The following is a 24321-nucleotide window of genomic DNA, read 5'->3' as shown; positions in this document are numbered from 1 at the left end:
ATAGTTTCGAACGAGTAAAGCAAAAAGCTCGCACGTCAATCGAACAGGTTTACTTCAACATCAGCCTCAGTTCAAAACCAACCACTGACTGAGGCCTCCACCATGAAGTTCTTTTTCCATCCGTCGCCCAACCCGATGAAAGTCGCCCTGCTGCTCGAAGAACTGCAAACGCCCTACGAGTTGATCGGCGTCGACACCTTCAAGGGCGAGCAACACCTGCCGGCCTTTTTGGCGATCAACCCGAACGCCAAGGTGCCAGCCCTGGTCGATGGCGACGCGACCGTATTCGACTCCCAGGCGATCCTGCTGCACCTGGCGCAAAAACATCAGCGCTTCCTGCCGACCTCCGTCGCAGGTCAGGCCGAGCTACTGTCCTGGCTGATGTTCCTCGCCACGGGCCTGTCGCCATTTTCCGGTCAGGCGGTGCATTTCCTGCACCACGCTCCGGAAGACCTGGCGTATGCGAAAAACCGCTACCTCAAGGAAGTCGAACGCCACTACCGCGTGCTCGATCAGCGACTGGCCGAGCATCAGTACCTGGCCGGCAACACCTACAGCATCGCCGACATGGCGCTCTGGGGTTGGGCCAATTACGCGCCGTACATCCTCGGCGAGAACGGCCTGGCGGCGTACCCGAACGTCAAGCGTCTGTTCGATGAAATAAGCGCCCGTCCGGCCGCCCAGCGGGCCCACGGTCTTAAAGAGAAACTGGTGCTGAAGGCCGACTTCGACGAAGAAACCCGTCGCAACCTGTTCCCGCAGAACCAGGCGCAGTAACCCATTTACAGCATTCGAAGGTGATGAAATGAGTGATCAAGTCGCGTTTATCGTTTACCTGCCGGCCAAACCGGAACGTTTCGCCGAAATGAAAGAACGGCTGCTGGACGTGGTGCACCAGATGTCGGCCGAGCCGGACTTCGTCAACACCTGGGTCCACCAACTCCAGGACGATCCGAACACCTTGGTGCTCTACGAAACCTGGAACTGCAGCAAGGACGACTTCATCACGCGTCACCTGAGCAAGCCGTATCGACAGGCGTATGAACAGCTGCTTCCGCAGTTGCTGGTCCGCGAACGTCGCATTGAGTTTCTGGATGTGATCAAGAGTTATCCGGTGCGACGTGGGGTCTGAACGGACCTTCCAGCGTGACCACGAGCCGCGTGAATGCTGCTAAACAGCGAGGGCGCAAGCGCCCTCACTACCCGCCTGGCGACTACCCAGGCTTGTGGTTGTCCAGTACGCGATTGACCGCTAACTCCCCCAACATGAGGACCCGTTGCAGCACCAGCATCGTTTGGCGTCGTGGGCCGTCCGTCAAGTCGGTGAGATCGTTGACCATGGCGCTGGCTGATGCCAACGATTCGCAGGCCTCGACGAGCAACGTTTCGTCATCCACCGCTGCGTCGATGGTGAAAATGGTGCTGGGCTTGCGGGGCGGTATCTGCGTTTTCGACGCCCCGGGATTGAGGTAGAAGCTGAGTGCGCGGTCGGCCGCCTCTGTCATTTTCTTGGGGTCAAGATCACGAAAGACGTCGTAGGGTACCGGACCGGTATTCGGGGGGTTGGGCGTAACTTTGAACATAGATGGAACTCCGATGCTGCTGAATTGGAGCCATCACCATCTCGCTACCAAACGGAGGGTGGCGGCCATACGGAGGTTGGTAGACCGGGCATCGGACCGGCGCCCCCGGAGGAGCCCTACGCATGGCCACCATGAAACCGCAGCCCTGGGAAAGGACCGCCAAAGGTGACGCTATGCGTCGATGCTACGGGTCTACCAAACCCGATCACTGTTTTTCAGTGACAGGGAAACGATATAGCCCGCCCCACAGCCGCACAAGCCGGCGGATTCTGGCGTACGCGTAGGCAACGGCGCAAGGCGTTGTAGCCGTTAGGACGTAACAGCGGGTGTCCTTAAACGTGTACGTTAAACGCGTGTAAGCGTTCAAAAAATTGAGGAAGCGTCCGACATTTTTTAGGGGTTGGCTGTCGCAAGCGAGAGGTTTAGTGCGGCCGCACCTACCGCCCACTTGAAATCCTGCTGCGGGTGCGGTGCACGTTTTCGAAGTCGCGCATGTGGGTGACGGTGGGCCAGGCCGATGACGTATAGCCGCGGCTGGTTGGATCTGTTCCCTGCGCTGGCCAAAGGAACATGACCGTCCGTTAAACTGCGCTGGAATGCGCCGCAACCTCCATGGGATGATCGCCCCCTACCGCGAGACCGACCATCCCATGGAGTTTCTGAATGTCATTGTTGAGTAAAAAAGCCGCTGTCCTGTTCTTGACGGCGGTTGCCAGTCTGGGAGCGCTGAATGCGCAGGCCGCCAAGGTCACTGCCAGCGATACCGCGCCCGCACAGAAAGTCTCGATGCTCGGCGGCAAGTTCACGTTCAACCTGCCTAAAGGCTTCGTCGCCAACCCGTTGCCTGCCGGCGACGCGGCCACCGGCACCGCCGGGGCAACGGGCACCATGTACACCAATCAGGCCACTAAAACCGTCGTGATCGCTGCTGAAAACACCATCCCCGGCGGCCTCAACGTCAAAGACAACGACGGTCAGTTCCTCGACTCCGTGGCGTCTGACTTCGCCACCCAACAAGCCACGGCGCTGCGGGACTTCACCAAGCTCAGCGAAAAAAGCCTGACCCAGAAAGGCACTGGCTTGGGGCTGCGGCAGATCGACAGCACCGCCACCCAGGGCGGCGGCAAAACCCTCGACACCACAGTGATGGCCGCGTCCAACACGCGCATGGCGATCATTCAGGTGATTTCCCGTCTCAGCGACAATGCTGGCCACGAGACGCTGGTCAAACAGATCGTCACCGGCAAGTAAGCATCAGGGATTGAGACGCTGCAACCAGGCGCTCAAGTCCTGCATTTCGGCAGCACTGATGCTGTGACCAACGCCAGGGTAGGCATGAAATTCAGGCTTGAGTGACAGGCTCTGCAACAGGCTGTCGGCGTCCGTGCCGTCAACGTACGGTAGGCGTTTATCCGCCGTGCCATGACCGATGAAAATCGCCAGCTTCTGGCGCTTTTCATCCGGTTTCAATTCGGACTGGAGCACCGGCAAAATCCGCCCGCTCAACGCCGCGATCCCGCCCACCGCCTCTGGGTGACGCAGGGCCACCTCGTACGACATGATCGCGCCCTGGCTGAAACCCACCAGGAACACCTTGTTCGGTTCGGTGTGATATTTCTTCGCCGCCTGTGCGACGAAATCCTGCAGCACCTGGCCGCTGGACTTCAGATCATCGGTCTCACCGTTGTAGGCCGCGTTGCCCTTCTGGCGAAACCACTTGTAACTGTCCTCCTCCATCACCATCGGTGCGCGTACCGACAGGTAGTTGTATGACGCGGGCAGTTCATCCTTGATGTCGAACAGGTCCTGCTCGTTACTGCCGTAACCGTGGAGGAAAATCACCAAGGGCTGATTGCGCGATTCGGGGTTGGCCTGCTCCAGGTACTTGAGCGGCAGATCAGTTTGCAGCGGGGTTTGAGCGTGGACGGCGGCCGACGCCAGGAGTGTCAGCAGAGCGAAAAACTTCAACATAAACCTTCCTTCACAAGTGCAGGATTCGGGGCAGAGCCTAACACTGTGAATCGGGATGTCGATAATTGGCTGGACATCTTCGCCGCTTCATCGGGCCTCTTCGCGAGCAAGCCCGCTCCCACAGGCGACCGCATCCATCCACACAACTCGGTCAACTGTGGGAGCGGCGGTGCGGCGATCCGACTTGCTCGCGAAAGCGGCCTCGAAAACGACTAAGATCCTCAGTCGTTAATCAACTTCCCGACCCGAATCGGCTCGCGCCCCGCGACCTTCGCCTGCCAGGTGCCCGGCTGCGTATAGCGCCCGCGATCAATCGCAAACAACACGCCACTGGTCCCGGCGCAAACAGTCGTGACCCGATCATTCAGCGGATCGACCACTTCAAACAGCGCATCCCCCTTCTCCACCCATTCACCCGAATCGCGCAGGAAACTGACGACCCCGTGATGCGGCGCGAACAGGTATTGGGTGCCTTCGAACGGCATGCCTTCACAGCATTCGCTCGGTGCCGCAGGCCAAGTGCCTTGGATGAAACCCTGCTCGGCGAGGAAGCCGAGAATCGCCTCGCAATTGGCCTGAGCCTGATCGACTCGCGTATCACCCATGCTGCCCAGCTCCAGCGTCGTCGCCAGGTTGGCCGGCGGGATCGCGGCCTCAGGGAAAGCCCTTGCCAGACGCAACCACGGCGTTGAACACGACTCATCGAATGAGCTGCCGCCGGAATCTTCACAGAGCAACGCAACCCCAGCCTTCAAACGCGCCGCCAGGGATTGCCACTGCGGCCAGTGTTGCGGCAAGGCATACAGATGAATCGCCGCGTCGAAATCACAATGCAGATCAAGGGTGATGTCGGCCTCACAGGCGTGGCGCAACAGCAAGCGGTGCATGGCTTCAAGCTGCGAGGCCGGTGCCGGCAGGCCGTCGAGTACCTGACCCATGGTCTGGCGAATCAGCGCAATGTTGGCAGCCGCGTCACTGCCCAAGCGATCGCCGATCAACTCGGCCACCGGTGCGCTGAGTTCGACGAAGGAGCGGTTGAAGTTCTTGCCGCTGCCCAGCTCGAAGCGGCCCATGTGGCTGCCTTGCAGGTGCTGATCGAGGCCGATGGGATTGGCCACCGGGACCAGTTCGATCACGCCCTGCAACTGGCCCAGGGCTTCGAGTTCGCTCAGACGCTTTTTCAGTTCCCATGCCGTGCGCATGCCGGGCAATTCATCAGCGTGCAGGCTGGCCTGGATGTAGACCTTGCGAGTGCCCGCACCATAACGAAACACGCTGAGGGTACGTTCGGTGCCCAGGTGGCTCCAGGGCAGTGAATGATCGATGCGTTGCATGAGCAGCTCCTACATGGGATCTATGTCGCAGAATAAATCACATAAAAAAAGTGGCAACCGCGTCAACGGTTGCCACTTTTTTGAACGGCGGGATTACTGGCCGTAAACGTCAAAGTCGAAGTACTTGTCTTGCACTTGCTTGTACTTGCCGTTGGCGCGGATTTCGGTGATGGCGGTGTTGAATTTCTCTGCCAGGGCGGTATCGCCCTTGCGCACAGCGATACCGGCGCCGCCGCCGAAGTACTTGGCGTCTTCGTAAGTCGGGCCCACGAAAGCGAAGCCTTTACCGGCGTCGGTTTTCAGGAAACCGTCGTCCAGGTTGACCGAGTCGGCCAGCATCGCGTCGAGACGACCGGCAACCATGTCCAGGTTGGCTTCCTGCTGCGAGCCGTAACGAACCAGATTGATACCGGCCGGCACCAGCACTTCAGTGGCGAAGCGGTCGTGGGTACTGGCGCGCAGCACACCGACTTTCTTGCCTTTGAGTTCGGTCAGCGGGTCTTTGATGTCGGTGCCTTCCTTCATCACGAAGCGCGCCGGGGTGTGGTAGTACTTGATGGTGAAATCGACGTTCTTTTTACGATCGTCGGTGATGGTCATGGACGACAGGATCGCGTCGATTTTCTTGACCTTCAGGGCCGGGATCAGGCCGTCGAACTCCTGCTCGACCCAGGTGCACTTCACTTTCATCTGCTCGCACAGCGCGTCGCCGATGTCCACGTCGAAGCCGGTGAGTTTGCCATCAGGGGTTTTCATCGAGAATGGCGGGTAACCGGCTTCGATACCGAGGCGGATCGGCTTGGCGTCTTCGGCCACAGCCGTCAGGGACAACATCGACAGTGCCAGGGCACCGAACATCACTAGCTTCTTCATTTATAACTCCTGTGTGCGGAGGCTTTTATTGGCAGCTTTCGGTAGGTGAAGACCGAAGTGGCCGGCAGTCTAGAGCGGCTCAAGGAGGGCAAATTGTGTTTAAGCGACAAATACTTATATAAAAGTGGCCGACGGATTCGAGTCCCTTGAAGCGTGCGCCAAGCCGGTGCAAAGACTGTAGGACAAGCCCTTTTTTCAGACAAAACCTACAAGCAAAAACTACAAGAGAGCCCTTATGCCCACGTTGAGGCGCACCGGTGTTTGCGATTTGCCTGGGGGCGCAGTTGCTGGCGCTGAGTCTGGGCGGGAATGTGCGGCGGATGGATCGTACGGAAACCGGATGGACATTGCGGGCGACGCTGGATGGGTGGTGGGCATCCGTTTAGAAGCAAATCGCAGCCTCGTTTCACTCGACAGCTCCTACAGGGGATCGCGTAGATCTTTTCGACTACATCAACATTCGCAACCGATCACGGTGCTGGCAGGCCGTTGCATCGCAACACTCAACTCAAACCCTTCATCCAGCCACCCGGTCACCCCGCCGATCATTTCCTTGACCGGGTAACCCAGCGCCGCCAGTTTCACGGCAGCCTTGTTGGCACCGTTGCAGTGGGGCCCCGCGCAATACACCACGAACACGCTGGTTTTCGGGTAAGCCGCCAGACCTTCAGCGCTCAGCAGTCGCCCCGGAATATTGATCGCTCCCGGCACATGCCCACGCTCAAACGCGAGCGGGCCGCGCACGTCTACCAGGACAAAATCCACTTCACCAGCCTGTTGGCTGCCGTGGACGTCGGAACAGTCGGTTTCGAAGGTCAGACGGTTGCTGAAATGCATCAGGGCGATGGCCGATGGGGCGGCGGGAATCTCGCGGACCAGGCTGGTCATGGGCTGTACTCCAAAGTCTCGGTGGGTGTGAGAAGACTTTATCCGCCCGATGCTTGCGGCTACAGTGGCGCACAAGACACTCACCGGGAACTTTCCGCCAAATGCAGCCCACCCCTGGATTGGTCGCGATTCTGGCCTACGACGGCCTCTGTACGTTCGAGTTCGGCATCGCCGTGGAGATCTTCGGACTGGCGCGGCCGGAGTTCGACTTCCCTTGGTACGAGCACCGGATTGTCGCAGTGGATCAAGGCCCGATGCGTGCCATGGGCGGCATTCAGGTACTGGCCGATGGCGGCATGGAACTGCTCCAGGACGCCCGGACCATCATCATTCCCGGCTGGCGTGATCGCAGCGCCCCGGTGCCGGAGGCACTGATCGCGGCCCTGCGCCAGGCCCATGCGCGGGGTGCGCGGCTGCTGTCGATCTGCTCGGGCGTGTTCGTGCTGGCGGCCACCGGTTTGCTCGACGGTCGCGGCGCCACCACGCACTGGCGCTACACCGCTGAATTGGCCGAGCGTTTTCCGAACATTCTGGTGGACCCGGACGTGCTCTATGTCGATTCAGGTCAACTGATCACCTCGGCCGGCAGCGCAGCCGGTATCGATGCTTGTCTGCACTTGGTGGCGCGGGATTTCGGTACGCAAGTGGCCAACTCGGTGGCGCGGCGGCTGGTGATGTCGCCGCAACGCACCGGCGGTCAGGCGCAATTCATTCCGACACCGGTCAGTCCTACACCGCGTAGCGATTTGTCCCGCGTCATGCAGTGGGCACGCGAGCGTTTGCACGAACCGCTGGAGGTTCGCGAGCTGGCGAGTGAAGCGGCCATGAGTGAACGGACGTTTCTGCGCCGCTTCACTGAAGCCACCGGCATGCCGCCCAAGGCGTGGTTGCAGCATGAGCGCCTGGGTCGGGCCCGCGAGCTGCTTGAGAGCACGAGCCAGAACACCGACCAGATCGCCCAGCGCTGTGGTTATCGCTCGGTGGAGAGTTTTCGGGTGGCGTTTCGCAGTGTGGTCGGGGTGCCGCCGTCGGTGTATCGGGAGCGGTTTGGGCGGGAGGTTAAAGCAATAATTTGAGGTGTGTTTGAGGGCCTCTTCGCGAGCAAGCCCGCTCCCACATTAGACCGCGTCCGTCCAAACTACTCGGTCAACTGTGGGAGCGGGCTTGCTCGCGAAGGCGTCAGCCCAGACATCGCTGCACTCACGGCTTACGCAGCAGATAAGTATCCATAATCCACCCATTCTCCAACCGGGCCGCCTTGCGCACTCGCTCGATCTCATCCGCCACCTCCTTGAGCTTGCCGCTGATCAGGATTTCATCCGGCGTCCCCAGATAGGCCCCCCAGTAAATCTCTGTCTCCTGGTCCGCCACCCGATGGTAGGAATCTTCTGCATCGAGCATCACCACCAGGCTGTCGGCATTGCTCACCTGCCCCGCCGCCAGCCGTCGACCCGTGGTGATTTCAATCGAGCGGCCAATGCGGTTCAGCGGCACCTTATGCTGCGCCGCCAGCGCCTGGACACTGGTGATGCCGGGGATCACTTCAAATTCGAAGACGCAGCGGCCCGAGGCCAGAATCGCCTGCAAGATCCGGATCGTGCTGTCGTACAACGACGGATCACCCCACACCAGAAAACCGGCGCACTGCTCGTCAGTCATTTCCTCGCTGATCAACCGTTCGAAGGTCTGCTGCTTGGCCAGGTTCAGGTCTTCCACACTGGCCTTATAGTCCACATCACCGCGTTCGCGCTCCGGGGTGTGGGCTTCGACGAAGCGGTAGTCGCGATCGGTGATGTAGCGCTCGCAGATCTCTCGGCGCAGGTCGATCAGTTTGTCTTTGCTCTGGCCCTTGTCCATGAGAAAAAACACGTCGACGAGGTTCAGCGCTTTCACGGCTTGCATCGTGATGTAGTCGGGGTTGCCGGCGCCGATGCCAATGACCAGAAGTTTTTTCATCAACGTGTTCCCTCAGGGTCAGTGCCCAGCAAGCGTAAGCGCCAGCGGCCGTTGAACCGCAACTCGATGGCCGACAGCGGTTCAACGTCGATCAGGTTGAACGCTGCGCCTTGCAGCACCTGCGTCAGCGCGGCGCGCATGACAAACGGATGGGTGATGGCAACGATGTGTCCCGGTGTGGCCTCCAGCGTTTTCAGCCAAGCGGCCACTCGTTCACCGAGTTGCACCACCGACTCGCCACCGTGGGGCGACGAGTTCGGATCATCGAGCCAGATCTGCAACGCTTGGGCTGCGGATTTTTGCACATCGTCGATTCGCGCGCCTTTCCAGCTCCCGAAATCGCAATCCCTCAATGCCTCGACAATCTCCACGTCGCTGCCGAACAGCTCGGCGGTTTGCCGGGTTCGCAGTTCAGGTCCACACACCAGTCGCGGTGTCCCCTTGAACTGAGCACGACGCGATCCCTTTGCCGATTGCCAATCCATCTCTATGGGCTCATTCGTAGGAAAACACGCCAATTTTTGTGCGACGGTTCGAGCGTGGCACATCAGGGTCAAACGGGTCGCCTGCACGAAGGATCACTCTATCGATGGAAATTGAAACGGCGTCACGCCGAAAATAATTGCCCAATTGTGCCGCAAGAAGCGCGATCCAGGGCGTTTCGTTTGATCCGGCCATACAGGTTCTAAAACTTGATACACCTGAAAAATTCGGCGATATCCGACACCACTATGGGCAATGGCCTACAAGCTCAGTCGACTTCCGTGTAGCCCAAGGCCCACGGGCTTTTCGCCCTGTTTTGGGGCTTTAAGAAACCATGAAAAAATTCACTAGACATGTTGAGTCCGCTACACAAATACTGTTTTAGCAATTTATGAAATGAAACCGACATATCCATCCAGCAGGAGCCCGGATGCCTTCTCTCAGAGACCTGATCACCGATCCCGGCCTGGACCTTACGCCGTCGGAACGCAAAGTCATCCGTGCCTTGCTGGACCAGTACCCGCGTAACGGACTGGGCCCGATGTCACGTTTGGCCGAACATGCCGGTGTCAGCGATCCCACCATCGTGCGACTGGTCAAAAAACTGGGTTTCAGCGGTTATGCCGATTTCCAGGATGCCCTGCTCAGCGACATGGACCACCGCCTCCGTTCTCCCAGCACCCTGTTGCAACCTCGTGCTCATCTTCAGAAAGGCGACGCCTGGAGCCAATATCTGGCGCACAGCCATCGAGCGCTGGTGGACACCCATGCGCTGACCCAACCCGAAGATGTGCGGATTCTGGTGGAATGGCTGCTCGACACCCGCCATCAGGTGCATTGCTTCGGGGGGCGCTTCAGCAGTTTCCTCGCCAGTTATTTACTCAATCACCTGCGCTTGCTGCGTCCGGGCTGTTTCGCGCTGGAAGACGACGCGCAACTGCCCGACCGTTTGTTCGACGTGCAGCGTCAGGACGTGGTGCTGGTGTTCGACTATCGCCGCTACCAGTCACAAGCCCTGCGCGTGGCCAATGCGGCGAAAAGTCGATATGCACGCGTGGTGTTGTTCACCGACATCTATGCTTCACCGTTGCGGGAAATGGCCGACCTGATTATCAGTGCGCCGGTGGAATCGGTGTCGGCCTTCGACTCCCTGGTTCCGGCGCTGGCCCAGGTCGAGGCGCTGATTGCCTGCCTGACCCTGCGCAGTCCGGATCTGGCCGATCGCCTGGAGGGCATCGACGCCCTGCGGACCGACTTCGACACCCACCTGCTGGAGGATAAATAAGGATGTTCACGCTCCCCCACCACTCGCCTCGGGATTTGCCGTTCCTCACCGATCACACCGCGCTGTTGCTGGTGGACATGCAACGCGCCTGGCTTGAGCCGCAGTTCGACCCGCACCTCAACGGGCCGGACGCCGAGTACTTCCTGACCCGCACCCACATGCAGGTGGTGCCCAATCAACGCCGGTTACTCAGCGCCTTTCGCAGCGCCCGGCAAAACGTGCTGCACACGATCATCGAAAGCCTCACCGCCGATGGCCGCGACCGCTCGCTGGACCATAAGCTCTCGGACATGCACTTGCCCAAAGGCAGCCCGCAAGCACGGATCATCGAAGACCTGACCCCGGCAGAAAACGAAATCGTGCTGCCCAAGACCTCGTCCGGAGTCTTCAACTCCACCCACATCGACTACGTGCTGCGCAACCTCGGGACGCGACACCTGATCATCGCCGGCATCGTCACCGACCAGTGCGTGGACATGGCCGTGCGTGACGCCGCGGACCGCGGTTATCTGGTAACGCTGGTGGAAGATGCCTGCGCGACTTACACGCCCGCACGGCATCAGGCCTGCCTGAATGCAATCAAGGGTTACTGCTGGATCACCGACACCCAGACTGTGCTCGGCCGGTTGCAGGAGATGCAGTCATGAGCGAGCGCCTGTTGCCACTGCCCATGACCACCCTCGTCACCACCGACCTGATCGGTGTGACACGCGGGCGCTCCTTTCCCACGGACGAACTCGAGCACTATCAAAAGACGGGGTGTGGCTGGGTGCCGGCCAACAGTGCGCTGACCCCGCAAGACATCATCGCCTACGCCAACCCGTGGGGCGCTTATGGAGATTTGCGGCTGATGCCCGATCCGGTCAGCCGAGTGACGGTCAGTAACGGCCCGGATGCCAACGCGCCGGCGCTGGATTTTATGCACTGTGACATTCGCGAAACCGATGGCCGCCCGTGGGGTGCCTGCCCGCGTACCGTGTTGCGCAACGAAGTAGAGCGTTATCGCGCCGAGTTGGGCTTGCAGATCAATGCAGCGTTCGAGCATGAATTCAACTTGAACACCGGCGACGTTGAACACCTGGCGTTTTCTCTGCAAGCCCAGCGTCAGGGTGCCGAGTTTGGCGGTTGGCTGCTCAGCGCACTGCGTGCCGGTGGCGTCGAACCGGAAATGTTCCTGCCCGAGTACGGCAAGCATCAATACGAAATCACCTGTCGCCCGACCCTGGGCGTGGCCGCTGCCGACCGCGCGGTGAACGTGCGTGAAATCACCCGCGAGATCGCCCGGCAAATGGGCCTGGCGTTGAGCTTCGCGCCCAAGACCTCGGAGCACGCGGTGTGCAACGGCGTGCACCTGCACGTCAGCCTGCTGGACCTGGCTGGCCAACCGGTGATGTACGACGCCGGCACCACCAATGGCTTGTCGACCCTCGGCCAGCACTGGGCCGCCGGCATCCTGCATCACCTGCCCGCGCTCTGTGCGTTTACCGCGCCGACGCCGGTGTCCTACGAGCGTTTGCAGCCTCATCACTGGAGCGCGTCCTACGCTTGCCTCGGGCAACGCAACCGCGAAGCGGCGCTGCGAATCTGCCCGACGACAAGCTTGGGCGGTAAATCGGTGGCATCGCAATACAACCTGGAATTCCGCGCCATGGACGCCACGTCCTCACCGCATCTGGCCATGGCCGCGCTGCTGATTGCCGGTCGGCTGGGCATCGAGCAACGCATGGCCTTGAACGCAATCACCGATGAAGTCCCCGACTCCCTGAATGAAGAACAACGCCAGGCGCGCGGCATCGTCGCCCTGCCCGCTTCCCTTGCCCAGGCCCTGGACTGCCTGCGCAACAGCGAGGCCCTGATTGAAGCCTTGCCGAGCGCGTTACTGGACACCTACTTCGCCCTTAAAACCGAGGAACTGACGCTGACGGAACAGCTGTCGCCCGCCGAACGCTGTGAACACTATGCGCGCCTGTACTGAATCTGCTGAGCTCGGTCTTTACACCGGGCCCGCGTACACCCTGAGCCGGGAAGACTCCGATCACCCGTTGATTCTGGTGTGCGAACACGCCAGCCGTTTTATTCCGGCCGGGTTAAATGACCTGGGCCTGAGTCACGAAGCGGCCCGCGAGCACATCGCCTGGGACATCGGCGCCCTGGCGCTGGCCGAGGGTTTGTCCCGAGCATTGGGCGCAACCCTGTTGGCGGCCAATTATTCGCGGCTGTTGGTCGACCTCAACCGACCGCGCCAAGCCCCGGACAGCATTCCGGCGCAGAGCGAGATTTATCAAGTGCCGGGAAACCGGGACCTGAACGAAGCCACCCGCGAGTACCGCCGGCAATCCCTGTTCGAGCCATTTCACTCGCGTCTGACAGACTTGATCGACGAACGTGTCGCTCAAGGACGACCGGTGCGGGTGGTGGGGATTCACAGCTTCACGCCGGTCTATCACGGCCAGCCCCGCACGCTGGAAGTCGGCGTGTTGTTTGGCGAGGCCAGGGAATATGCCCGGCGATTGATCGATGGCTTGAGTCTGCACCCATTGAAGGTTGCCGGTAATGAACCATACAAAATCAACCCGCTGGGCGACATGACCGTGCCGGTCCACGGCGATACACGCGGCCTGGAATCAGTGTTGATCGAGGTGCGCAACGACCTGCTGCGCACGCCTGAAGCCATCAGTCGCTTTACCGAATACCTGGCGCCGCTGTTGTAAAACAATCGCTTCAAACTTGCAGCTTGCAGCTGCTTTCATCCCAAGGAGAAGGGCTTCATGGAAATAGAAGAATTCGGCTACAAGCAAGAGTTGAAACGCAGCCTGTCGCTGACCGACCTGGTGGTGTACGGGATGATCTTCATGATCCCCATCGCACCGTTTGGTGTTTATGGCTACGTCAACGCCGAGGCGCCGGGACTGGTACCGCTGGCCTACATCATCGGCATGGTGGCGATGCTCTTCACGGCCCTGAGTTACGGCAGCATGGCTCGAGCCTTTCCGATTGCGGGCTCGGTTTATTCCTACGCGCAACGGGGCCTGAACCAGCACGTAGGGTTTATCGCCGGCTGGCTGATGCTCCTCGATTACCTGCTGATTCCGCCGCTGCTGTATGTGTACGCGGCCATGGCCCTGAATCATTTGTACCCGGACATTCCGAAGGTCGGTTTCATCCTGGCCTTCCTGGTCAGCGCGACCTTCGTCAACTTGCGGGGCATCACCTTCACCGCGCGAATGAACATCATCTTTCTGCTGGCGCAACTGGTGGTGCTGGGGATCTTCCTGTTCTACGCCTGGAACGCGCTGCACAGTGGCGGCGGTAACGGTCAGCTGACCCTGGCGCCGTTGTACAACCCCGAGACGTTCAACTTCGCCCTGCTGATGCAAGCGGTGTCGATTGCGGTGCTGTCGTTCCTCGGTTTCGATGCGATTTCCACCCTCGCCGAAGAGATCAAGGGTGACCCGGGCCGCAGCGTCGGCAAAGCCGCGCTGATCACGCTGGTGGTCATGGGCGTGATCTTCGTCGTGCAGACCTGGATTGCGACAGACCTGGCGGCCGGCATGGGTTTCAAATCGGCCGACACGGCGTTTTATGACATCGCTGAACTCGCGGCCGGCAGCTGGCTGGCCACCCTGACCGCCGTGGCGACGGCGCTGGCCTGGGGCGTTGCGGTGGCAATCACCTCCCAAGCGGCAGTGTCTCGTCTGCTGTTCGGCATGGCCCGAGACGGCAAGCTGCCAAAGGTACTGGCCAAGGTTCACCCCAAACACAACACGCCGTACGTGAGCATCTACCTGGTGGCCGTGCTGTCGCTGGTGATCTGCTACCTGTTCATCAACTCGGTGGACACCCTCACCTCGCTGGTGAATTTCGGCGCACTGAGCGGTTTCATGTTGCTGCACCTGACGGTCGTCAACTACTACTGGCGGCGGCAGAAATCCGGCCAGGTGATCCGTCACCTGATCTGCCCGGTGATTGGCTTCATCATTGTCGCGGCGATCATGTACAACATGGGCGTCGATGCACAGAAACTCGGCCTGATCTGGATTGCCCTGGGCCTGGCCTACCTGTTTGTACTCAACAAACTGGGCACCAGCACGGTACTGCCCGACCCAAGCAATGGCTGACAAGAAAAAAAGCGGCGTTTGACAAACATTCAGGCGACCGCCGATTTAACGCGTGGAAACCGACAGTGATAGTCAGGTTCGGTGCCAACCACCGGACCCTTTGATACAGGAGTGCATCCATGCTGGTCTTACGCCCAGTCGAGTTAACCGACCTGCCCCAGTTGCAGCAACTGGCGCGCGAAAGTCTGATAGGCGTCACGTCCTTGCCGGACGACACCGAATGCCTGCGCGAGAAGATTCTCGACTCCTGCGCCTCATTCGAAAAAAACGTTGAGGGTCATGGCCCGGAGAACTATTTTTTCGTGCTGGAAGACCTGACCCGAGAGCGCTTGGTGGGCTGCTCGGAGATCCTTGCCACCGCCGGCTTCAGCGAGCCGTTCTATAGCCTGCGCAACCGGCACTTCACCAGCGCCTCGCGGGAGCTGAACATCGAGCACGGGGTGCCCGCGTTGTCGTTGTGCCACGACCTCAGTGGCCATACCTTGCTGCGGGGTTTTCATATTGACGCAGCGCTGGTGCGAACACGGTTCTCTGAACTGCTGTCCCGGGCGCGGCTATTGTTCATCGCTGCCCACTCGCAGCGCTTTTCGGAAGCCGTCATCACCGAGATCGTCGGCTTCAGCAGCGATGAAGGGCACTCGCCGTTCTGGGATGCGGTGGGCAAGCATTTCTTCGACCTGCCCTACGCCGAGGCCGAGCGACTTTGCGGCCTGGAAAGCCGAACCTTCCTCGCCGAACTGATGCCGCAATACCCGATCTACGTGCCGATGCTGCCCAAGGCGGCGCAGGACTGCATCGGCCGCATCCACCCCGATGGCCAGGAGGCCTTCGATATCCTCGAGCGCGAAGGCTTCGAAACCAACAGCTACATCGACCTGTTCGACGGCGGTCCGACGTTGTATGCGCGCACTCCCGGCATCCGCTCCATCGCCCAGAGCCAGACCGGCACGGCGCAACCGGGCTCAACGATCGATGCCCGTGGCAGCTATCTGGTGAGCAATGATTCGCTGAAGGACTATCGCGCCATCGTCGCCGATCTGGATTACCAGGCCGGGCAACCTGTGGAGTTGAGCGCCGAGATGTGCGCCGCCCTGAACGTCACCGAAGGCAGCCCGATCCGGCTGATCGCCCTGTGAGCATCACCCGGCCCCGCGCCCAACGACAGCGCCCGAGCAGGCGTGCAGAAGGAGTTGCATCATGATTGTCCGCCCGGTTCGCGTCACCGACCTGCCCGCCTTGCTGAACCTGGTGCACCAGGCTGGCCCTGGCTTCACCACCCTGCCGGCCAACGAGGAACGCCTGACCCACCGGGTGCGCTGGGCCCAACGAACCTTCGCCGAACAGGTCGAACGCGCTGATGCCGATTACCTCTTCGTACTCGAAGACGACGATCAGCAGTTGGTGGGCGTCAGTGCCCTGGTGGGCGCCGTGGGGCTGCGCGAGCCCTGGTACAACTACCGGGTCGGACTCACAGTCAGTTCGTCACCGGACCTGGGTATCCGGCGGCAGATTCCGACGTTGTTCCTGAACAATGAAATGACCGGCCAATCGGAGATTTGCTCGCTGTTTCTGCGACCCGATCAACGCCAGGGCAGTAACGGTCGATTGCTGTCGTTGGGGCGTTTGTTGTTTGTGGCCGAGTTTCCGCACCTGTTCGGCGACAAACTCATCGCCGAACTGCGTGGCAGCGCCGACGAACAAGGCTGTTCACCGTTCTGGGACAGCCTGGGCCGGCACTTCTTCAAGATGGATTTCAGCCACGCCGATCACTTGTCGGGGCTGGGCAGCAAGTCGTTCATCGCTGAACTGATGCCGCGCCAACCGCTCTACACCTGCCTGCTCACCGAACAGGCCCAGGCCGTGATCGGCAAGGCGCACCCGAACACGGAACCGGCGCTGAAAATCCTCACCGCCGAAGGCTTTGCCCATAAGGGTTACATCGACATTTTTGACGCCGGCCCGGTGATCGAAGCCCCAATCTCGAATATTCGCACCGTGCGTGACAGCCAACCGCTGCTGCTGGCCATCGGCACACCCGACGAGCAGGCCCCGGTGTGGCTGATCCATAACCGTCGCCTGGAAAACTGCCGCATCACCGCCGCCCAGGCCAGGCAGGTGGGCAACAGCCTGATCGTCGACCGCCTCACCGCCAAACGCTTGCAACTGCAACCCGGCAACTCGGTACGCGCCGTGCCGCTGCTCAATCAACAACAGCAGGCTGTTGCGGCGTGACCGGATTCTGAAACCTCCCCACACCTGTGGCGAGGGAGCTTGTCGGAACGCCGCACCGTCCCGCTGGGCTGCGAAGCGGCCCCCAAAGCCGATACCACTTTTCTTCAGACAGTTCGCGTTCGTTGATTTTACGACTACTGCATAGTCGAGCGGGAGCAAGCTCCCTCGCCACAGGGAAGGCGCCATCTTCCCAGTGCAAAAATTCGTCATCATCCTTCCCCCGCTCGCGTGATAGCCTTTTGTTCCTTCGGCGTTGACACTTTTGCTCAAGCCCTTCCATTCCCATTGCAGTGGTGGAACTCATATGTCCAGGCTTTCTCATCAAGATTTGCGCCGTAACTTTCGCGAGCTGTTCGCTTCCAGCGCCTGCTACCACACGGCGTCGGTCTTCGACCCGATGTCGGCCCGCATTGCCGCTGACCTGGGTTTTGAAGTGGGGATCCTGGGCGGTTCAGTCGCATCGTTGCAGGTACTGGGCGCCCCCGACTTTGCCTTGATCACCCTCAGCGAGTTTGCCGAGCAGGCCACTCGCATTGGCCGTGTTGCCCAACTGCCGGTCATCGCCGACGCCGACCACGGCTACGGCAACGCGCTCAACGTCATGCGCACCATCGTCGAACTCGAACGTGCCGGTGTGGCCGCCCTGACCATCGAAGACACGCTGCTGCCCGCCCAGTTCGGCCGCAAGTCCACCGACCTGATCGGAGTGGCGGAAGGCGTCGGCAAGATCCGCGCGGCACTGGAAGCCCGGGTCGACTCGGAGATGGCGATCATCGCCCGCACCAACGCCGGGATTCTGCCGGTGCAGGAAGTCATCAGCCGTACCTGTCATTACCAGCAGGCCGGTGCGGACGGGATTTGCATGGTGGGCGTGCGGGACTTCGACCACCTCGAACAAATCGCCGAGCACCTGAGCGTACCGCTGATGCTGGTCACCTATGGCAACCCGCTGCTGCGCGACGATAAACGCCTGGCCGAACTGGGCGTGCGGGTCACCATCGACGGCCACGGCGCCTACTTCGCCGCGATCAAGGCCACGTATGACAGCCTGCGGGAACAACGGCAGATCTTTACTCAGGCGTCGGACCTGAATGCGACCGAGTTGACTCATACCTATACGCAGCCTGAGGAATACATCCGTTGGGCGGAAGAGTTTATGAGCGTCAAGGAATAACGGATACCAACGAAAAGATCGCAGCCTGCGGCAGCTCCTACATTGAGATGGCGTACACCCTGTAGGAGCTGCCGCAGGTTCGGGCTGCGTTCGGACGATCTTTTGATCTTGCCTACACCGCGGTTTTGAACTCCACCTCCCGCTGCAACGCCCGCGCCTGAACCACATTCAGCATCGCGCAGCCTTCGCGCATCAGCAGATGAAACGCCCGGGTAACGCGTATCAGATCGCAATCGGAAATGTCTTTGAGGTTCAGGCTGGACAAGGTGTCAGCCAGATCGCGAACCACGGTGAAGCGATGCGCAGCGCAAGCGGCGATGTCGCTGAGTTCTTTGTGGGTGTTGATAAAGAGCACCGGGGTTTCGGCGTCGTAGGTGTCGATGGGGAGGTAACGGGGCATGACTTGGTCGAACATATTGGTAGCTCCTTATTAATGAGTTTTCCTGGTGTTCGACCGGCCAAGATCGTCGCGGAGAGTTGCCGCGAGACGCAACTATAAGGGTCGATGCTGAAACGCGGCAACAGGGTACGTTGTAGGAAACGTCTTGGAAAGTTGTGGGGTGGTTTTGGCGGCGGTGTCCGGCTTGAGAAACACCCCTCACCCTAACCCTCCCGAAACGTCGGACCGCCCCAGAGGGGCGAGGGGACTGACCGTGGGTTTCTTGAGGAATCCGGCGACGTGAACGACCGAGTTGAATGCGATTTTTAAGTGATTTGCTGTTGGCCGAATCCAAGTTCGACTCAATCTCTCAGGTCGCAGTAAATAGCCAAAACAACTCGGTCAGTCCCCTCGCCCCCTTGGGGAGAGGGTTAGGGTGAGGGGTCGATCCAACTGACCCATCACCACCCCCAAATCGCACACGATTCAGTGAGCCTTAGCCAACTCCATAATCATCCGAGACAACAGATAAATCCGCGGCGCCACGCTCTCAACCTCCGCGTATTCCTCCGGCGTATGAATATTGCCGCCAACAATCCCGAACCCATCCAGCGTCGGCGTGCCCACACCCGCTGACAAGCTGGCATCCGCCGCACCACCGCTACCCTCTTCCGTCAACTTACGGCCAATCTCCCCGTAAATCCCCTGAGCCATGGCCATCAACCGATCGGATTCCGGCGTTTGCGGCATCGGCGGCAATCCGCGCTGAAGTGTGGTGGTGACTTCTGTGTCAGCAATCAGCTTGTCTTTCGAAACCCGCGCCAGGTCCTTCTCGATCCGGTCAAACTCTTCCGGCACCGCCGCCCGCACGTCTGCCTTGGCGGTGGCTTGATCCGGAATGACGTTGGTGCGGTCGCCGGCCTTGAGCACGGTGAAGTTGATGGTGGTTTTCTTCTCCGCGTCGCCCAGTTTGCCGAGCTGCAGAATCTGGTGCGCCGCTTCCATGGCGGCGTTGCGTCCCAGTTCTGGCGCGACACCGGCATGAGCTGCCTTGCCCTTGATCTCGACCACTGCGGTGGCACTGCCTTTGCGCCACACCACCAGGCCATCCGCCGGGCGGCCGGGTTCGAGGTTGAGGGTGACGTCGTGGGCCTTGGCGGTTTTCTTGATCAGGTCGGTGGCGATGTCCGAGCCGGTTTCTTCGCTGGCGTCGAGCAGGAAGGTGATTTGCGCGTAGTCCTTGAAGTCTAGGTTTTTCAAGACTTTCAGCGCGTAGATCCCGGCAACGATGCCGCCCTTGTCATCCATCACGCCCGGTCCGTAGGCGCGCCCGTCCTTGATGTAGAACGGACGCTCGGCGGCCGAGCCTTCCTTGAAGACAGTGTCCATGTGCGCCATCAGCAGGATTTTTGCCTTGCCAGTGCCTTTCAGGGTCGCGATCACATGGCTGCTTTTGTCCGGGGTATTGGGCACAAGCTCGATAGTCGCGCCGAGCTTTTTCAGTTCGTCGATGGCGATGTCGCTGACTTTCGTCAGGCCCGGTTCATAGCCGGAACCGGAGTCGATGTTCACCAAACGTTCCAGTAACTTCAGGGCTTCGCCCTTGTACTGTTCGGAATCGGCGAGGACTTGTTTGTGCGGTTCGGCGCAAACTGCGGGAGCGAAAGCGCCGAGGGCGAGGGTCAGGCCAAGGCTGGTGGCCAGCAGGGAGCGAGGGCGGTTGAACGTCATGAATCGATCCTTGTTTCGTGTCGGGGTGAAAAACACCCTACCTGACTACGGCGCAAGGCTCTAGACCGATCACGTTTCACACCGAATCAAGTAATTCGCGATGCGGTTCGTCCTCGCCGCAACAGATGACGCGGTTGCGACCGGTGGCTTTGGCCTCGTAGAGCGCCAGGTCGGCGTCGTTGAGCCACTGGGTTGCGTCGGTGTGGGCCGGGTTGAAAGCGGCCAGGCCGATGCTCAGGCTGACTGTCAGCGCCGGGCTCTGCTCATAACCCAAGGTGGCGAAGCGATCACGCAGGGCATCCATGGCGGCCGCAGCGCTCGAGAGCGGAAGGTCCGGGAGGATCACGCAGAATTCGTCGCCACCGTAGCGCCCGGCCACATCCGCCGCGCGTAAGTTCTGCTTGAGCATTTTGCTCAACTGACGCAAGACGATGTCCCCGGCAACGTGGCCGTAGGTGTCGTTGATGGATTTGAAATGATCGATGTCGATCAGCGCAATCGCCCCGCCCTGCTGCTGACGTTTGCAACGCTGGAATTCGACTTCCAGTTGATCCTTCCAGGCGCCGTGGTTCAGCAGGCCGGTGAGGCTGTCGGTGCGGCTCAGGGCCAGCAATTCACGCTTTTGTCGGCCAAGGGTGTGGGCCTGGCGGAAGCAGATCCAACCCAACGCCAGCGGATACAAACACATCAAGGGCAAACAGGCATACATCTGCAGTTGGCTGGTTTGCGGGATGAAGGCAGGGGAGAAAATCAGCAGTCCGACGCCCATCCCGAGAATCTGCGCCACGGTTCCTGCCAACAGGAAACGCAAACCGCCAATGGCCACATTGTTCATCGCCATCATGCCGAGCGTCGTCGCGCTCGGCAGCGGATTGAAGTGCATGGCGGCGACCCAGAAGCCGCCGAGGAAGGCATCCACCAGCAGGTTGCGGTGTTCGGCGTGATAAGGCACTGGCGCGCGGCGCGCCCATTGATAAGCCAGGTGCGGCCAGAGTATGGCGTTGAGCAGCATCACCACCCAGACCCACGGTGCAGGGTTGAGTGGATACATCGCCGCGCTCACGAGCAACAGCCCCAAAGCCAAGCCCAGGGTTCGCGATGTATAGAGCCTCCTGGCCAGTGAAAGTCCTTTTCCTCCCGTTTTTTCCATAGAGGCCTCTGCGCCACAGAACGGAACCTGAAAACACAAGGGTTTCAAGTGTGGTGAGAGTCTATCAGGGCAACGGCAAATAGCCATCACCGGCTGGCGGTCTGAATACCAAGGCATAGCCATGAGGCGAGCGCCCGATGTTTGGCTATACATGAAAGGAGGGTTCGATCAATAACGATAAAAAGGAGGCCCATGCAAACCTTTCAAGTGTTGATCATCGGCAGCGGTTTTGGCGGCCAGTCACCGGCCCCAACACGGGCATCGGCCACACCTCGGCGCTGTTCATCATCGAGTCTCAGATGAACTACATTCTCGATTGCATCCGCACGTTAAAAGAACACGGTTTGCGCAGCATCGAAGTACGCCCCGAAGCAGAACGTACCTACACTGAAATGATCCATAGGGAAATGGAACGCACCGTATGGAAGTCCGGGGGCTGCCACAGTTGGTATCAAAGCAAGAGCGGTCATGTGATTGCGATGTTTCCGGGGTTCAATTTCAGCTATCACCGGTTGACCAGGGCGCTGAAACCCGCCGATCACATTCTGTCCTGATCACGTAAAAGGAAGATGCCTGATGCTTTTGTTGGTTGTCGCAATCGCAGTTTTCGTGGCCTGGAGCTGGTTGAGTTACCCGGCCATCGGTCATTGGCTCTATGACTTGAACATGTCGATAGAAGCCAAGCTGTATGGACTGCACAAAATTGTCGTGCCGATCGCCGAAATGACCGTTTCGACCTGGCAAGGCGGGCCGTATGAAGCGTCCAGCAGCGTGCTGATGCTCCACGGTTACAGCGCCGACAAGAACATCTGGCTGCGCTTTGCCCGGCACTTTGTCGGCAACTATCGGGTGATCATCCCCGACATCGCCGGCCATGGCGAAACGGGCTTCAAAGCGGGAGGCGGCTACGACATTCCCTTGCAGGCCAAGCGGATGATCCAGTTGCTCGATGTCTGCGGCGTCGAGAAAGTCCATGTGATCGGCAACTCGATGGGCGGTTACATGGCAGCGTGGCTGGCGGCCACGTACCCGGATCGAATTGTTTCGTTGGCCCTGATCGACCCGGCGGGGGTCACCGCCCCCGAAGCCAGCGACCTGGAGCGGCATTTGGCCAAGGGCCACAACCCGTTCCTGATTCATTCACGGGAAGAATTCCAGCGCTTCTATGCCATGACCATGGCCGAACCACCGTGGGTACCCAAGGTGGTGCTGGACGCCATCGCTCAGCGCTATGAACAGCAACGCGAGGAGCTGGAAGAAATGTTCAGGGACTTGCGCGCCAGCCCGCCGATGGAGCCGAAACTGCCCGACATCAAGTGCCAGGCGCTGTTGCTGTGGGGACACAAGGACCGCTTGATCGATGTCAGCAGCGTGGCGATCTGGAGCAAAGGCATCGCCGATCTGCGAGTGGAAGTCTGGGACCACACCGGCCATATGCCGATGGTGGAGCAACCAACGAACACGGCGCGGCTGTATCGGGAATTTTTGGCATCGCTGCGTTCGGAACTTCCTGTGTAGCAGCTGCCGAGCCTGCGAGGCTGCGTTCGGCTGCGAAGCAGTCGTGAAATCAGCCACTGCGGTGTGTCAGAAGGAACGTGCATACAGGGTTTGCGACTGCTTCGCAGCCGAACGCAGCCTCGCAGGCTCGGCAGCTGCTACAAGCTGCTACAACCAGCAGTCCTTTGCAGAATGAAGTCCGTAAGATTCTTCGTTTGTCGGCGCCGCACAAGGCTGCGATCTTTTCCCGCATCCTTTACGTCACCGCATCAGGAATTCTTTAATGAGTCACCCGAACTTCGTCAGCCCTGACCTGATCCGCCAACGCTTTTCCAAAGCGATGTCCGACATGTACCGCGAAGAAGTGCCGCTGTACGGCGCGCTGATGGAACTGGTGGAACAGACCAACCGTCACGTGCTGGACAGCGATCCACAGATCGCCCGACAGTTGAACAGCACCGGTGAAATCCAGCGCCTGGACCTGGAGCGACATGGCGCGATCCGTGTCGGCACCGCCGATGAACTGGCCACCCTCGCCCGGCTGTTTGCGGTGATGGGCATGCAGCCGGTGGGTTATTACGACCTGACCCCGGCCGGCGTACCGGTGCACTCCACGGCTTTTCGCGCGGTGCATGAGGCGGCGTTGCAGGTCAGCCCGTTTCGGGTATTCACCTCCCTGCTGCGCCTGGAACTGATCGAAGAGCTGGAACTGCGAGCGTTCGCCCAATCGGTGCTGGACAAGCGTTCGATCTTCACGCCCGCTGCGCTGACCCTCATCGATCGCGCCGAAACCCAGGGCGGCCTCACCGAACAGGAGGCCCAGGACTTCGTCGAGCAGGCGCTGGAAACGTTCCGTTGGCACCATACCGCCACCGTGACCGCCGAGCAGTACCGCAAACTCAGCGCCCAGCATCGCCTGATCGCCGACGTGGTGGCGTTCACCGGTCCGCATATCAACCACCTGACGCCGCGCACCCTCGACATCGACATCGTCCAGGCGCAAATGCCTGCCCACGGCATCACCCCCAAAGCGGTGATCGAAGGCCCGCCCCGCCGTCAGTGCCCGATTCTGCTGCGCCAGACCAGTTTCAAGGCGCTGGACGAGCCTGTCGCCTTCACCGATCAAGCCGAGAATCGTGGCAGCCACAGTGCCCGTTTCGGCGAAATCGAGCAACGCGGCGCCGCGCTCACCCCCAAAGGCCGGGCGCTTTACGACCGTTTGCTCAACGCGGCCCGGGATGAATTGAAAGACTTCCCCAATGAAGCCAACGCCGCTCGCTACAACGCGCTGATGGTGCAGCACTTTGCAGAATTCCCTGACACCGTTGAGGGCATGCGCCAACAGGAACTGGCGTACTTTCGCTACTTCGTCACGGAAAAAGGCTTGGGGGCCGATGAGCTGAAATCGTGGTCCCTGGAGGATCTGCTCAGCGGCGGGTATTTGCGGGTTGAACCGTTGGTGTACGAAGATTTTCTGCCGGTTAGCGCTGCGGGGATTTTTCAGTCGAACCTGGGGGATGCAGCGCAAACCCACTATGGCGTGCATTCGAACCAGCAGGTGTTCGAGAAGGCGCTGGGGCGATCGACGATTGATGAATTGGCGTTGTATGCCGAGACGCAGCGGCGCTCGATCGAGGAATGTTTCGCCGCTATTACGCGATGACACG

General features: G+C 60.1%; 24 protein-coding genes and 2 pseudogenes. 16 read left to right on the top strand and 10 right to left on the bottom strand.

What is annotated here, in order from left to right; translation table 11 throughout:
• Positions 1–102 precede the first annotated feature (102 nt).
• Complete coding sequence (locus ACSQ87_RS11570; protein ID WP_223433485.1) at positions 103–777, top strand: glutathione S-transferase family protein; 675 nt, start codon at positions 103–105, stop codon at positions 775–777.
• 28 nt (positions 778–805) lie between these two features.
• Entirely contained in the window at positions 806–1132 is a 327-nt protein-coding gene (locus tag ACSQ87_RS11565; protein ID WP_223433486.1) for a putative quinol monooxygenase, read from the top strand.
• A gap of 82 nt (positions 1133–1214) precedes the next feature.
• Here ACSQ87_RS11565 and ACSQ87_RS11560 read toward each other — a convergent pair whose 3' ends face one another.
• The gene (locus tag ACSQ87_RS11560; protein WP_223433487.1) at positions 1215–1583 is read right to left on the bottom strand and encodes a DUF6124 family protein; all 369 of its coding nucleotides are present in this window, start codon (positions 1581–1583) and stop codon (positions 1215–1217) included.
• A gap of 663 nt (positions 1584–2246) precedes the next feature.
• Between ACSQ87_RS11560 and ACSQ87_RS11555 the strand changes: the two genes are divergently transcribed.
• Complete coding sequence (locus ACSQ87_RS11555) at positions 2247–2834, top strand: hypothetical protein (RefSeq protein ID WP_223433488.1); 588 nt, start codon at positions 2247–2249, stop codon at positions 2832–2834.
• Between the two features lie 3 nt (positions 2835–2837).
• Here ACSQ87_RS11555 and ACSQ87_RS11550 read toward each other — a convergent pair whose 3' ends face one another.
• The 3 genes from ACSQ87_RS11550 to ACSQ87_RS11540 form a co-directional block, all read right to left on the bottom strand.
• On the bottom strand, positions 2838–3554 hold the full coding sequence (locus ACSQ87_RS11550; RefSeq protein WP_223433489.1) for an alpha/beta hydrolase: 717 nt from the start codon (positions 3552–3554) through the stop codon (positions 2838–2840).
• Between the two features lie 221 nt (positions 3555–3775).
• Complete coding sequence (locus tag ACSQ87_RS11545) at positions 3776–4888, bottom strand: succinylglutamate desuccinylase/aspartoacylase family protein (RefSeq protein ID WP_223433490.1); 1113 nt, start codon at positions 4886–4888, stop codon at positions 3776–3778.
• Between the two features lie 93 nt (positions 4889–4981).
• Positions 4982–5761, bottom strand: coding sequence for an ABC transporter substrate-binding protein (locus ACSQ87_RS11540; RefSeq protein ID WP_056746669.1), 780 nt, complete (start codon positions 5759–5761; stop codon positions 4982–4984).
• 248 nt (positions 5762–6009) lie between these two features.
• Between ACSQ87_RS11540 and ACSQ87_RS11535 the strand changes: the two are divergent.
• A pseudogene (locus tag ACSQ87_RS11535) lies at positions 6010–6129 on the top strand (glutamine amidotransferase-related protein); the annotation flags it as partial.
• An 85-nt stretch (positions 6130–6214) separates the two neighbouring features.
• On the opposite strand, the gene ACSQ87_RS11530 reads toward ACSQ87_RS11535, so the two are convergent.
• The gene (locus tag ACSQ87_RS11530) at positions 6215–6649 is read right to left on the bottom strand and encodes a rhodanese-like domain-containing protein (RefSeq protein WP_223433491.1); all 435 of its coding nucleotides are present in this window, start codon (positions 6647–6649) and stop codon (positions 6215–6217) included.
• Between the two features lie 101 nt (positions 6650–6750).
• On the opposite strand from ACSQ87_RS11530, the gene ftrA reads away from it, so the two are divergent.
• Positions 6751–7725 (top strand): transcriptional regulator FtrA, encoded by a 975-nt coding sequence (ftrA, locus tag ACSQ87_RS11525; RefSeq protein WP_223433492.1) that lies wholly within the window; start codon positions 6751–6753, stop codon positions 7723–7725.
• A gap of 124 nt (positions 7726–7849) precedes the next feature.
• Here the strand turns inward: ftrA and cobF are convergent, their stop codons facing one another.
• Both cobF and ACSQ87_RS11515 read right to left on the bottom strand, forming a co-directional pair.
• Positions 7850–8605 carry a precorrin-6A synthase (deacetylating) gene (cobF, locus tag ACSQ87_RS11520; protein WP_223433493.1) on the bottom strand — a complete coding sequence of 252 codons (756 nt, stop codon included), beginning with the start codon at positions 8603–8605 and terminating at the stop codon, positions 7850–7852.
• Positions 8605–9177 (bottom strand): histidine phosphatase family protein, encoded by a 573-nt coding sequence (locus tag ACSQ87_RS11515; RefSeq protein ID WP_223433494.1) that lies wholly within the window; start codon positions 9175–9177, stop codon positions 8605–8607. Before ACSQ87_RS11515 ends, cobF begins: the two co-directional genes overlap by 1 nt.
• Before the next feature lie 341 nt (positions 9178–9518).
• Between ACSQ87_RS11515 and ACSQ87_RS11510 the strand changes: the two genes are divergently transcribed.
• The 8 genes from ACSQ87_RS11510 (at position 9519) to ACSQ87_RS11475 (ending at position 17897) form a co-directional block, all read left to right on the top strand.
• Positions 9519–10373, top strand: coding sequence for a MurR/RpiR family transcriptional regulator (locus tag ACSQ87_RS11510; protein WP_223433495.1), 855 nt, complete (start codon positions 9519–9521; stop codon positions 10371–10373).
• Positions 10374–10375: 2 nt separating this feature from the next.
• Positions 10376–11020 carry an isochorismatase family cysteine hydrolase gene (locus ACSQ87_RS11505; RefSeq protein WP_223433496.1) on the top strand — a complete coding sequence of 215 codons (645 nt, stop codon included), beginning with the start codon at positions 10376–10378 and terminating at the stop codon, positions 11018–11020.
• Positions 11017–12348 carry a glutamine synthetase family protein gene (locus ACSQ87_RS11500; protein WP_223433497.1) on the top strand — a complete coding sequence of 444 codons (1332 nt, stop codon included), beginning with the start codon at positions 11017–11019 and terminating at the stop codon, positions 12346–12348. The genes ACSQ87_RS11505 and ACSQ87_RS11500 overlap by 4 nt, the downstream gene beginning before the upstream one ends.
• Positions 12332–13084, top strand: a complete 753-nt coding sequence (locus ACSQ87_RS11495) for an N-formylglutamate amidohydrolase (RefSeq protein WP_223433498.1) — start codon at positions 12332–12334, stop codon at positions 13082–13084. The genes ACSQ87_RS11500 and ACSQ87_RS11495 overlap by 17 nt, the downstream gene beginning before the upstream one ends.
• A gap of 57 nt (positions 13085–13141) precedes the next feature.
• Positions 13142–14491, top strand: a complete 1350-nt coding sequence (locus ACSQ87_RS11490) for an APC family permease (RefSeq protein ID WP_223433499.1) — start codon at positions 13142–13144, stop codon at positions 14489–14491.
• A gap of 119 nt (positions 14492–14610) precedes the next feature.
• Positions 14611–15627, top strand: a complete 1017-nt coding sequence (locus ACSQ87_RS11485) for an arginine N-succinyltransferase (RefSeq protein ID WP_223433500.1) — start codon at positions 14611–14613, stop codon at positions 15625–15627.
• A gap of 61 nt (positions 15628–15688) precedes the next feature.
• Positions 15689–16723, top strand: coding sequence for an arginine N-succinyltransferase (astA, locus tag ACSQ87_RS11480; RefSeq protein WP_150655450.1), 1035 nt, complete (start codon positions 15689–15691; stop codon positions 16721–16723).
• Positions 16724–17027: 304 nt separating this feature from the next.
• A complete protein-coding gene (locus tag ACSQ87_RS11475) occupies positions 17028–17897 on the top strand; it encodes an isocitrate lyase/PEP mutase family protein (RefSeq protein ID WP_223433501.1) in 870 nt (289 codons plus the stop codon).
• 112 nt (positions 17898–18009) lie between these two features.
• On the opposite strand, the gene ACSQ87_RS11470 is transcribed toward ACSQ87_RS11475, so the two are convergent.
• The 3 genes from ACSQ87_RS11470 to ACSQ87_RS11460 all read right to left on the bottom strand — a co-directional run bounded on the left by ACSQ87_RS11470 (position 18010) and on the right by ACSQ87_RS11460 (position 21157).
• Positions 18010–18312 carry a hypothetical protein gene (locus ACSQ87_RS11470; protein ID WP_223432680.1) on the bottom strand — a complete coding sequence of 101 codons (303 nt, stop codon included), beginning with the start codon at positions 18310–18312 and terminating at the stop codon, positions 18010–18012.
• 450 nt (positions 18313–18762) lie between these two features.
• Complete coding sequence (locus tag ACSQ87_RS11465) at positions 18763–20007, bottom strand: M20/M25/M40 family metallo-hydrolase (RefSeq protein WP_223432681.1); 1245 nt, start codon at positions 20005–20007, stop codon at positions 18763–18765.
• Positions 20008–20083: 76 nt separating this feature from the next.
• Positions 20084–21157, bottom strand: coding sequence for a diguanylate cyclase (locus ACSQ87_RS11460; RefSeq protein ID WP_223432682.1), 1074 nt, complete (start codon positions 21155–21157; stop codon positions 20084–20086).
• A 239-nt stretch (positions 21158–21396) separates the two neighbouring features.
• On the opposite strand from ACSQ87_RS11460, the pseudogene ACSQ87_RS11455 reads away from it, so the two are divergent.
• The 3 genes and pseudogenes from ACSQ87_RS11455 to hglS form a co-directional block, all read left to right on the top strand.
• Positions 21397–21711 (top strand): annotated as a pseudogene (locus ACSQ87_RS11455) (flavin-containing monooxygenase); the annotation flags it as partial.
• Positions 21712–21733: 22 nt separating this feature from the next.
• Complete coding sequence (locus ACSQ87_RS11450; RefSeq protein WP_223432683.1) at positions 21734–22675, top strand: alpha/beta fold hydrolase; 942 nt, start codon at positions 21734–21736, stop codon at positions 22673–22675.
• A 262-nt stretch (positions 22676–22937) separates the two neighbouring features.
• Positions 22938–24317 carry a 2-oxoadipate dioxygenase/decarboxylase HglS gene (hglS, locus tag ACSQ87_RS11445; protein ID WP_223432684.1) on the top strand — a complete coding sequence of 460 codons (1380 nt, stop codon included), beginning with the start codon at positions 22938–22940 and terminating at the stop codon, positions 24315–24317.
• Positions 24318–24321 lie beyond the last annotated feature (4 nt).

The sequence above is a fragment of the Pseudomonas sp. LjRoot277 genome (assembly GCF_964253845.1).
GTDB lineage: Bacteria > Pseudomonadota > Gammaproteobacteria > Pseudomonadales > Pseudomonadaceae > Aquipseudomonas.
The sequence above is the reverse complement of the archived record's forward strand: the minus strand, read 5'-3'. Positions and strand labels throughout refer to the sequence as shown.

Bases quoted from the DNA above. Each gene is read 5' to 3' on its own strand.
- astA (WP_150655450.1), top strand. From the start codon at position 15,689: ATGATTGTCCGCCCGGTTCGCGTCACCGACCTGCCCGCCTTGCTGAAC.
- ACSQ87_RS11570 (WP_223433485.1), top strand. From the start codon at position 103: ATGAAGTTCTTTTTCCATCCGTCGCCCAACCCGATGAAAGTCGCCCTG.
- ACSQ87_RS11545 (WP_223433490.1), bottom strand. From the start codon at position 4,888: ATGCAACGCATCGATCATTCACTGCCCTGGAGCCACCTGGGCACCGAA.
- ACSQ87_RS11540 (WP_056746669.1), bottom strand. From the start codon at position 5,761: ATGAAGAAGCTAGTGATGTTCGGTGCCCTGGCACTGTCGATGTTGTCC.
- ACSQ87_RS11485 (WP_223433500.1), top strand. From the start codon at position 14,611: ATGCTGGTCTTACGCCCAGTCGAGTTAACCGACCTGCCCCAGTTGCAG.
- ACSQ87_RS11530 (WP_223433491.1), bottom strand. From the start codon at position 6,649: ATGACCAGCCTGGTCCGCGAGATTCCCGCCGCCCCATCGGCCATCGCC.
- cobF (WP_223433493.1), bottom strand. From the start codon at position 8,605: ATGAAAAAACTTCTGGTCATTGGCATCGGCGCCGGCAACCCCGACTAC.
- ACSQ87_RS11550 (WP_223433489.1), bottom strand. From the start codon at position 3,554: ATGTTGAAGTTTTTCGCTCTGCTGACACTCCTGGCGTCGGCCGCCGTC.
- ACSQ87_RS11565 (WP_223433486.1), top strand. From the start codon at position 806: ATGAGTGATCAAGTCGCGTTTATCGTTTACCTGCCGGCCAAACCGGAA.
- hglS (WP_223432684.1), top strand. From the start codon at position 22,938: ATGAGTCACCCGAACTTCGTCAGCCCTGACCTGATCCGCCAACGCTTT.
- ACSQ87_RS11470 (WP_223432680.1), bottom strand. From the start codon at position 18,312: ATGTTCGACCAAGTCATGCCCCGTTACCTCCCCATCGACACCTACGAC.
- ftrA (WP_223433492.1), top strand. From the start codon at position 6,751: ATGCAGCCCACCCCTGGATTGGTCGCGATTCTGGCCTACGACGGCCTC.
- ACSQ87_RS11560 (WP_223433487.1), bottom strand. From the start codon at position 1,583: ATGTTCAAAGTTACGCCCAACCCCCCGAATACCGGTCCGGTACCCTAC.
- ACSQ87_RS11555 (WP_223433488.1), top strand. From the start codon at position 2,247: ATGTCATTGTTGAGTAAAAAAGCCGCTGTCCTGTTCTTGACGGCGGTT.
- ACSQ87_RS11510 (WP_223433495.1), top strand. From the start codon at position 9,519: ATGCCTTCTCTCAGAGACCTGATCACCGATCCCGGCCTGGACCTTACG.
- ACSQ87_RS11475 (WP_223433501.1), top strand. From the start codon at position 17,028: ATGTCCAGGCTTTCTCATCAAGATTTGCGCCGTAACTTTCGCGAGCTG.
- ACSQ87_RS11500 (WP_223433497.1), top strand. From the start codon at position 11,017: ATGAGCGAGCGCCTGTTGCCACTGCCCATGACCACCCTCGTCACCACC.
- ACSQ87_RS11490 (WP_223433499.1), top strand. From the start codon at position 13,142: ATGGAAATAGAAGAATTCGGCTACAAGCAAGAGTTGAAACGCAGCCTG.
- ACSQ87_RS11505 (WP_223433496.1), top strand. From the start codon at position 10,376: ATGTTCACGCTCCCCCACCACTCGCCTCGGGATTTGCCGTTCCTCACC.
- ACSQ87_RS11465 (WP_223432681.1), bottom strand. From the start codon at position 20,007: ATGACGTTCAACCGCCCTCGCTCCCTGCTGGCCACCAGCCTTGGCCTG.
- ACSQ87_RS11450 (WP_223432683.1), top strand. From the start codon at position 21,734: ATGCTTTTGTTGGTTGTCGCAATCGCAGTTTTCGTGGCCTGGAGCTGG.
- ACSQ87_RS11495 (WP_223433498.1), top strand. From the start codon at position 12,332: ATGCGCGCCTGTACTGAATCTGCTGAGCTCGGTCTTTACACCGGGCCC.
- ACSQ87_RS11460 (WP_223432682.1), bottom strand. From the start codon at position 21,157: ATGGAAAAAACGGGAGGAAAAGGACTTTCACTGGCCAGGAGGCTCTAT.